At 30.2% G+C, this 4,175-nt stretch carries 5 protein-coding genes; 3 read left to right on the forward strand and 2 right to left on the reverse strand.

The genetic code is table 11. The features are described 5' to 3' along the window. The 3 genes from HMPREF9707_RS09155 to HMPREF9707_RS08625 form a co-directional block, all read left to right on the forward strand. A partial coding sequence (locus HMPREF9707_RS09155; protein ID WP_006701841.1) for a hypothetical protein occupies nucleotides 1-519 on the forward strand: 519 nt, incomplete at its 5' end. A 52-nt stretch (nucleotides 520-571) separates the two neighbouring features. After that, nucleotides 572-1,201 carry an Eco57I restriction-modification methylase domain-containing protein gene (locus tag HMPREF9707_RS08620; protein WP_006701840.1) on the forward strand — a complete coding sequence of 210 codons (630 nt, stop codon included), beginning with the start codon at nucleotides 572-574 and terminating at the stop codon, nucleotides 1,199-1,201. Beyond that, on the forward strand, nucleotides 1,168-2,070 hold the full coding sequence (locus tag HMPREF9707_RS08625) for a restriction endonuclease subunit S domain-containing protein (RefSeq protein WP_006701839.1): 903 nt from the start codon (nucleotides 1,168-1,170) through the stop codon (nucleotides 2,068-2,070). Before HMPREF9707_RS08620 ends, HMPREF9707_RS08625 begins: the two co-directional genes overlap by 34 nt. Before the next feature lie 281 nt (nucleotides 2,071-2,351). On the opposite strand, the gene HMPREF9707_RS08375 is transcribed toward HMPREF9707_RS08625, so the two are convergent. Next, the gene (locus HMPREF9707_RS08375; protein ID WP_006702270.1) at nucleotides 2,352-2,879 is read right to left on the reverse strand and encodes a GNAT family N-acetyltransferase; all 528 of its coding nucleotides are present in this window, start codon (nucleotides 2,877-2,879) and stop codon (nucleotides 2,352-2,354) included. A 443-nt stretch (nucleotides 2,880-3,322) separates the two neighbouring features. Next, the gene (erm, locus tag HMPREF9707_RS08380; protein WP_006702271.1) at nucleotides 3,323-4,054 is read right to left on the reverse strand and encodes a 23S ribosomal RNA methyltransferase Erm; all 732 of its coding nucleotides are present in this window, start codon (nucleotides 4,052-4,054) and stop codon (nucleotides 3,323-3,325) included. Nucleotides 4,055-4,175: the final 121 nt, after the last annotated feature.

The following is a 4,175-nucleotide window of genomic DNA, read 5'->3' on the forward strand; positions in this document are numbered from 1 at the left end:
CTCTTTTTTTGTTTGTTTTATGTCACAAATGTATTATCTCCTAACATTGATAAGTTAAATATCTCAGAAGAAGAACACTCTACACTGAAAAGCATGTTTGAATCTATTTGGGGATATGTTGATAGTGGTGCCATTAACTTAAATTTAGATTTACATTTCAAACAAAATGATATTTACTACGATATTGATTATAAAAGTGGTTTCAGTAGTAATGAAAAAGGAAATACTAATAGACTTTTAATGGTAGCTAGTGTTTACAATCAGCTAGAGAGCGAACATAAGACTTTAATTTTTGTTAGACAAGAAGAAGCGGATAATAATCACTATTTACAAACATTAAAAAACTCTGGTCTTTGGGAAGTTTATTGTGCCGGAGAAGTATATAAAAAAACGGAAGAATTTACTGGATTTAATATAGCTAAATGGATGATAGAAAATATGGATTGGGAATCGGATATAACTCCAGAATTTAGAGATTACTTACAAACATATGACCTCCTAAAATACTTGACTTGGTAACATTAAAGAGGTAAGTTGTTCATGAAAAAATTTATTCTAGGAGGAACATAATGTGGAGAAAGTATTCCAATCGTATTACACAAATAGCTTAGATATTACGTCTTACATGGTAAATAAACTTGAATTGAATTCAAATGATAATGTATTGGAACCTAGTGGTGGTGAAGGTGCTTTTATTGATGAACTTATATCTAGTGGATTTCAAGGACCTATCGATACTTTTGATATCGATGAAGAAGCTATTGAAGTATTAAATAATAAATATAAGAACTTTGCTAATATATCTATCTATCATGCTAATACTTTGACTAGTAACTTATTAAATAGCTACTCAGAAAAGGGAGGGTACTATACAAAAATAATAGGAAATCCTCCCTACGGAGGCTGGCTTGAATATGATGAAAGAGAATTTTACAAAAATAAGTTTCAAGGATTATATGCAAAGGAAACTTATACTCTATTTTTATATAGATGCCTTACACTCCTTAATAATCACGGAAAATTATCATTTATAATTCCTGATACCTTTCTTTTTCTTAATAATCATAAACAAATTAGAAAAAAAATATTATCCGAAACCATTATAGAAGAGATATTAATTTTTCCAAGTAAATTTTTCCCTGGAGTTTCTTTTGGGTATAGTAATTTATGCATCATAACGTTAAAAAATCCTCCTCTTTAAATGAATGTTTAGGTAACAAAATAAAGTTAGTCAAAAATTTTACTGATGTGAACCAAATAAACTTACCCGATAATACCCTGGAAAAAATTTATCTAACGCAATCAGAGATCCTTAGCAATCATAATCATAGATTTATTTTAAATAATGATTTAATGGAACTAATGAAATATTGTGATTTTTCTCTTGGTGATTTTTGTGATTGTGTTACCGGAATTTATACAGGGAACAATAAGAGATTTATGGCAGTTACAAAGGAAAATGTACGAAACGCTAAAGGATATCCAATAATTTCTAGCGAAGATATCGATCAGAACCATATGTCACTCGATCCTCTTAAAAATGGGAAACGCTATATCCCAATTGTAAAAAGCAGTTCTGATGTAAAATATAAAAGAAACAATAACCCATGGTTAATAGATTGGACAACTGAAGCTATCGATTATTATCATAACGATAAAAAAGCCCGTTTTCAAAATTCTCAATATTACTTCAAACACGGTATTGCAGTCCCAATGGTCAAAAGCAGTGTAATAAAAGCAACAGAAATGAACAAGATGGTATTTGATCAAAGTATTGTTGGAGTTTTTCCAAGAAAAGAAAAATACTTCAATTACGTCCTAGGACTAATTAATTCAGATATTGGTAATAAAATAATTCATCTGATTAATCCTACTGCAAATAATTCTGCGAACTATTTAAAGAAAATTCCATTTATTTTACCGAATGAAAGCCAATTAGATAAGATTAATCAAATAGTTAAAAAACTTAAATTAAATCCGATAGATGCTGACTTACAACAAAGATTAGATGATACCTTTGATGAAATCTATTACTCATATACTCCTTCAAAAACCGAATATCTATTTTAAATATCTATAAACCGAAGCATACACAGAATGATGTTTGCTTCGGTTTTTTGATTTGTTTCCCCAAACTACCAAGAAATTTTCATTGAAAACTCGTAAACTTTAACGATTTCACCTTCATTATACTAAAAAAACAGCCTTCTGAATATGACTCACACATTCAAAAAGCTGATATAACAACATTTTACTCTTTTACTTTTTCCATCAATACCACACACTCAACATGTGTTGGGGGTAAGGGATAGATTGATTTTAGTATGTTGGAAGTGTGGTTTGGATGGTAATTAGATTACATGCTCAGATGCCAAAATTGCATAGACGTAACTATCCGTCCATTCGCCTTTACTCCAATAATCTTGGATAAAGTGTGCCTCTTGTCGCATACCTACTCTTTGACATAATTTCGCTGAGGCAAAATTTCTTGCATCTAGCACCGCCTGGATACGATGAACATTATGTTCTGAAAATAAATAGCCAATCACTCTCGTTACCGCTTCACTTGCATATCCACGTCCAGAATACTTAGGATTAAAAACATAGCCAATTTCTACCGTTTCTTTCATATCGGTGTACCAAACAGAAATATCCCCGATAACTTTCTCCTCTAACACACAAGCTATGTTCAACAACTTCGCTTCAGAAAGCTCATTATTATTTATTTTCTCATTTAATAACTCAGTAGAAGTACTATCATCCCATGGCTCATGTAACAAGTATTTACAAACCTCTTCATCTTGATAAAAATCTAATAGATCTCTTAAATCTTGTGATTTAAAAGTTCTCAAGGTCATTCTTTCTGTTGTTAAATTCATGCTTTTTCTCCTCCATATCGACTAGACAGAACCTTACAAGAAATTACTTCTTCTGGTAAGTCATCTGCACAAAGTTTTCTTGTTATCACTCAAATTTTATTGAAAAGTGCCTTCAAAGTAAATATTTATATACGACACATGACACAAATTTTCTTTAAAATAATACTAAAGAGGGACAAAGGCTATGCATAATCACTGCATAGCTCCATGTCTCTCCTATTTTTCGTTAAGATTAATGTTTAACTAATTCTTCAATCAATCTTTCAAAAAGATTATATCCAGCTCATATTAGTATTAGTAGAGCTTTTCAAATATACATCACTCTTTTCATCAATATGTCTTAAAAATTGCTCATTGTGCAATCCGCCTGAATTTATGTTTGTCTACATATCAATAGTCTAGCCAACATTAGGAATAAAACTTAAGAATCATAATCTATAAATTTAATTAAACAATTGATAACTCTCAAATATACTATCAAATTGTTCCAATGTGACCTGACTAAAATCATTAATCTTTACATTTTGTTTAACTCTTCGAATTTGGTTTTTAGTAAATAATTTTCGATAATCTTTATTCACCCAGCTATACACAAAATCCTCATAGATTTGTCTATCTCTTGATGTCATATAATTATTGAGTCTTTTCATTCTAATTAGTGAAGAGTCAACACTAGGTCTAGGATGAAATATTGTTCTCGGAATATTTTTTACGATTGATATTTCTAAATCTTTTCTAAGGATTAATGCCAAAGCTCGATTCATATCTAATAATCTTTTTGCAAAGCCTTCTTCTACAATTAAAAAACTGTCGCTTGCCGAGGTTTCGTAAGCAATCTTTTTTACAAGATCGGTACTGATGTTGTAAGGTATATTTCCATATATTTTATAATCCTTGTCATGAGGGAAATTATAGGACAAAACATTCTCATTAATAATGTTAAGATTATTTTGATTTCCAACTCTTTTTCTAGTTGCCTCACACATCTTTGTATCAATTTCAATGGCAGTTACTTCCTTACAAATTTTGCATAATTCTTTTGTAAAATGTCCTTTACCAGATCCTATCTCATATAATAAATCATTCTGTGAGATATTAGTTAAGGATAATATGCCTTCAATGTCTTCTTTAGCAGTAATAAAATTTTGTGTGTATTTAATTTGTTGTCTTTTCATTATAAGCCCTTTCTATAGGCTATAATGAATGATATTCATTATAGCCGCAGATTAGAGACAAACCCCGTTTGAGTTAACCTCAAAATAAGGGTTTGTCTTTTGTTTTAGTGAAATATCCTCT

This window comes from Falseniella ignava CCUG 37419 (genome assembly GCF_000301055.1).
Taxonomy (GTDB): Bacteria; Bacillota; Bacilli; order Lactobacillales; family Aerococcaceae; genus Falseniella; species Falseniella ignava.